This window comes from Bacillus sp. LR_5 (genome assembly GCF_042709275.1).
The window spans coordinates 1-3957 of record NZ_JAVAXX010000421.1 but is presented as its reverse complement, the minus strand read 5'-3'; the positions used below and the strand labels follow the sequence as shown (position 1 = coordinate 3957).

Here is a 3957-nt window from a genome sequence, read left to right as displayed (position 1 = left end):
CATTGTAAGACGGGATAATAATCGAGATTAATCCTTGCTTCATTAAGGCACCTTCTTTTTATTATTCTTTTTAAGTATTGCCTTAGGGGAGTTTTACACAAATCTTCAGTAAGGCTATCCCTTTTTTTAAAGTCGTTTAAACCTGTTTTTTGTTACAATTTTATGGTGACATTCATGATTTTTAATGTTATTTTGTCATGTTTAAAACAGACTATGAAAAAAACGCACAGAAAAAGTCTGCCATTATGACAGACGGATGGAGAGAAATTTTAGCTTATTGGTTCTTAAGATATTCCAAAATCAGCTGATTGACGATGGCTGGCTTTTCGTGGTTAATCCAATGGGAAGCTTCATCAACAAAGATGAGATGTCCATTCGGGCAATGCCTTTCCGTCTCTTTCGCAAGCTTTCTGCTCAAAAAGCGGTCTTCCATTCCCCAGATCATTCGGTAAGGTACTGTTTCGTAAGAGGGTTTCTCTGCCAAGCTTCCTTTTCTGAGGGCTCTGTACCAGTTCAGCATAGCTGTCAGCGCGCCCGGCTGTTTCCACGCTTCTTTGTACCTGCTGACATCCTCGGATGTAAAAAGCGCGGGACGGTCGGATAATCCAATCGCTTTGTCTAATGTTTCATAATCATTTTCCCTTAGTGATGCCTCCGGTATATCAGGGAGCTGGAAGTATGCGATATACGAGCTTTTCAGCCATTGCGGCGGATAAAGCGGCGTTACGGTTTTCATGACGTGCGGGTGCGGGATATTGATCGCGATCAGTTTTTCAAGATATTCCGGGCGTGTGGAAGCCAAATGCCATGCGACAGCCCCTCCCCAGTCATGACCGATGACAATTGCTTTTTCATCAGTGAATTGCGTAATAAGCCCGATGATATCATCTCTTAATGTATCAATCCGATATGAATCAATTCCTTCCGGTTTGTCACTGAGATTGTAGCCCCGCTGATCAGGAGCAATGACCCGGTAACCCGCATCAACAAGCGGTTTGATTTGATTTTTCCAGCCGTACCAAAACTCAGGAAATCCATGGAGCAGGACAATTAACGGGCCGTCTTCCGGTCCTGCGGCTGCAACGTGGAGCGTGATTCCGTTCGTATTGACAAACTGGCATTTAACTCCGTCCACTTCTATCTCCTCCTTGACTGTGCGTCATGATTTTCAGCCTTTTCTCCGTTAGCATAAATGTTATGACACAGGCGGCAATCAGCAGGATAAGCTGAAGAATAAACAAGTTTGATCCCAGCAGCAAACCCATTCCCGCAATCACCAAGCCTGACAGGATCATTAATGATGCACTGTAACGGTTCGCTTCATTCCATAATCTTTGATCTGACATTGAGCGTCTCGTTCTGTATCCGTACACACTGTTGATCGATTTGGGAGGAAACAGTTTGATCAGTATGCCCGCAATGATCATAAGCCCTCCGCCTACTAAACCCGTCATATCATCATCTCCTTTCTCATTGTTACGTGCAGAAAGGAGAAATGTTTCATGCATAGGCAAAAAGACAAGCCTCGGCCTGCCTTTTTATCGCATTTGTAAATCCTTTGTGTGAATATAGCCTTTAACTCCGCCATAATCCACGAACGCCCAAGTGAAGTCAAATCCGCCGTTTTCACTGAATCCCCACCCAAGTATTGTCACCTCTGTTCCAGATGAGAGCTGTTTAGCTTTTCCATTTTCGGGCGTCGGTGCATAGAAGGCTGTCTGTTTCATTGTTTTCGCTTGGCTTGCGGTTTTCATTAAAAAGTGGGTTGAAATATACGCTTTTTTTCCTTTGAAATGAATTTGAGCCCAATCGGCATTTACAAATCCATCGACTTTTACTTTTTGTTCTGATGATACAGTGCCGAGAATATCACCTTCATGATTTGGCTCAGTCCGGACATTCAGTTTTCCTGCTTTTATGATGTAAGTATCGGATGATGGCATGCTGACAGATATGTCGTGAAGGGGCGCAGCTTTTGCTGCGGGAGCGGAATGAAGTGCTGTCAAACCCAGTCCTGCGGCAGCTGTTAAAGCGAGCATTACTTGTTTCTTTTTCATATAAAGCTCCTCCTCGCATTTTGACAAGATATAAGTGGTATTCCCTGATTGACAGGCTGGTGAAACATGTTTTGTTTATGATTTCTTCCTGTTAAGGTAATTTTAAGAAAATGAAAAAAACCTGCCGGTCGTTAACGGCAGGTTTTTAATGCAAAAGGCCTCTGCTTTGATTTAAGTAATCATTCACGTCGTTACGGGAGCTTTGAAAAAGGTGGAGCTGGCCGCCATAGTTTTCAATCCATTGTGTGACGATTTTTTCAGTCATTTTTTCACCTTGATAGGCGTGTCCGGCTTTTGCATAGGTTGCTTCGAAATCGCTCCATAACAATTCCACCCACGTTTTTGCCTGTATATAGCTGATCATCTCGTTCTTTTCCAGAAGCAGATTAGTCAGTTTCTCAATGTACATATTCATGTGTGCAGTCTCCTTTCTTCAGGAAAAAAATAACGCTTTATTACGTGGTGTTCTCCATATACTAACCTTACGTCTTCATCTGGAAAGACGCAACTTTTTGATCTCGAACCTAGGGGGATATGACATGGTCCGAAATAAAGAAAAAGGATTTCCTTACGAAAACGAAAACAAATTTCAGGGTGAACCGAGAGCAAAGGACGACTATGCTTCAAAGCGTGCTGACGGATCTATCAATCAGCATCCTCAAGAAAGAATGAGAGCCTCAGGCAAACGGTAAAGAAGAACAGCTGCATACACTGCAGCTGTTCTTACCCTTTATTTACTTGATATTCGTAGACGCTCTTCTTTTCTGATAAGTGTGCGAAGGTAGAAAGCACAAGTCCGCATGCGGTCATAAGCGCACCTCCTGCAAACAGCCAGGAATAAGAGCCTGTTCCGTTTAAAATCATTCCGCCGATCCATGCACCAAGGGCATTGGCAAGGTTAAATGCTGATACGCTGACAGCTGCGGCAATGGTCGTGCCGCCCTCAGATGATGAAATGACCTTTGTTTGCAAAAGAGGCGGCGTGCCGAATGCGCATGCCCCGAATAGGAACGTTGCCACAATGGCTGCAGCCGGGTAAATCGCGATGTAAGGAAATACAGCCAGAACACCGATTAAACCGATCATTACGCCGATCATCGTCCGAGTCAGCAAAGGCAGCGGTACCTTTCCAGCAAAGAAATTCCCGGCAACGCCTCCCAATCCATACGCAAAGAGAGCACCTGTAATGCCAACCGTGCTGAATCCGGCTGAATGCCTCAAAATGGGTTCAATAAAGGTGTAGGCGATAAAGACACCGGAATAGCCTAAAATGGTAATCGCGAAGGAAAACAGCACTTGTTTGTGTTTAAAAACCCCCCACTCATTCATAAGCATTGGGATCACTTTTGGTTTTCTGTTCGGCACGGCAGCCATAAGGCCTAAAAATCCGATGACACCAAGTGCCGTAATGATGGAAAACACCGCTCTCCAATTCAGGACATCTCCGAGATAAGAGCCGAATGGAACACCAAGCATTAGAGCCACTGTCAGTCCGCCGTTCATTGAAGCAGCAGCTGCAGCACGCTTTTCCGGCGGAACCATTTCACTTGCGAATACCATGGCAATCGCGAAGAAAGCGCCGTGTATGGACGCAGATAAAATTCTTGAAATGGCCAATACCGTAAAATTCGGCGCCAGTGCGCTCATCAGGTTTGAAAGGGTAAATATCGCCATCAGCCCAAGAAGCACAGGCTTTCTCGGAAGCTTGACGGAAATGATGGTGACGAGCGGCCCTGTCAAACAAACGCTTGCCGCATAAGCCGTGACAAGAAGCCCTGCGGATGAAACCTGTATATGAAAGTCATTGGCAATCGACGTCAAAATACCCATCACCGCGTATTCTGTATAGCCGATTGACAATGTACAAATCATAAGAACAAATATAATAAATTTTACAGAT

At 44.6% G+C, this 3957-nt stretch carries 6 protein-coding genes; 1 reads left to right on the top strand and 5 read right to left on the bottom strand.

Annotated elements, in window-relative coordinates:
• Positions 1-274: 274 nt before the first annotated feature.
• The 4 genes from ephM to RAC86_RS36185 form a co-directional block, all read right to left on the bottom strand.
• Positions 275-1135, bottom strand: coding sequence for an epoxide hydrolase EphM (ephM, locus tag RAC86_RS36200; protein ID WP_014479220.1), 861 nt, complete (start codon positions 1133-1135; stop codon positions 275-277).
• A complete protein-coding gene (gene spdL, locus RAC86_RS36195) occupies positions 1122-1454 on the bottom strand; it encodes an SdpC immunity protein SpdL (RefSeq protein ID WP_003242803.1) in 333 nt (110 codons plus the stop codon). The genes ephM and spdL overlap by 14 nt, the downstream gene beginning before the upstream one ends.
• A gap of 84 nt (positions 1455-1538) precedes the next feature.
• On the bottom strand, positions 1539-2057 hold the full coding sequence (locus RAC86_RS36190) for an SH3 domain-containing protein (protein WP_088325476.1): 519 nt from the start codon (positions 2055-2057) through the stop codon (positions 1539-1541).
• Positions 2058-2202: 145 nt separating this feature from the next.
• A complete protein-coding gene (locus RAC86_RS36185) occupies positions 2203-2472 on the bottom strand; it encodes a YfhJ family protein (RefSeq protein ID WP_003243789.1) in 270 nt (89 codons plus the stop codon).
• 124 nt (positions 2473-2596) lie between these two features.
• Between RAC86_RS36185 and RAC86_RS36180 the strand changes: the two genes are divergently transcribed.
• Positions 2597-2749: a small, acid-soluble spore protein K gene (locus RAC86_RS36180; protein ID WP_003223241.1), complete on the top strand. Its 153-nt coding sequence runs from the start codon at positions 2597-2599 to the stop codon at positions 2747-2749.
• A 31-nt stretch (positions 2750-2780) separates the two neighbouring features.
• Here RAC86_RS36180 and RAC86_RS36175 read toward each other — a convergent pair.
• A partial coding sequence (locus RAC86_RS36175; protein WP_377886738.1) for an MFS transporter occupies positions 2781-3957 on the bottom strand: 1177 nt, incomplete at its 5' end.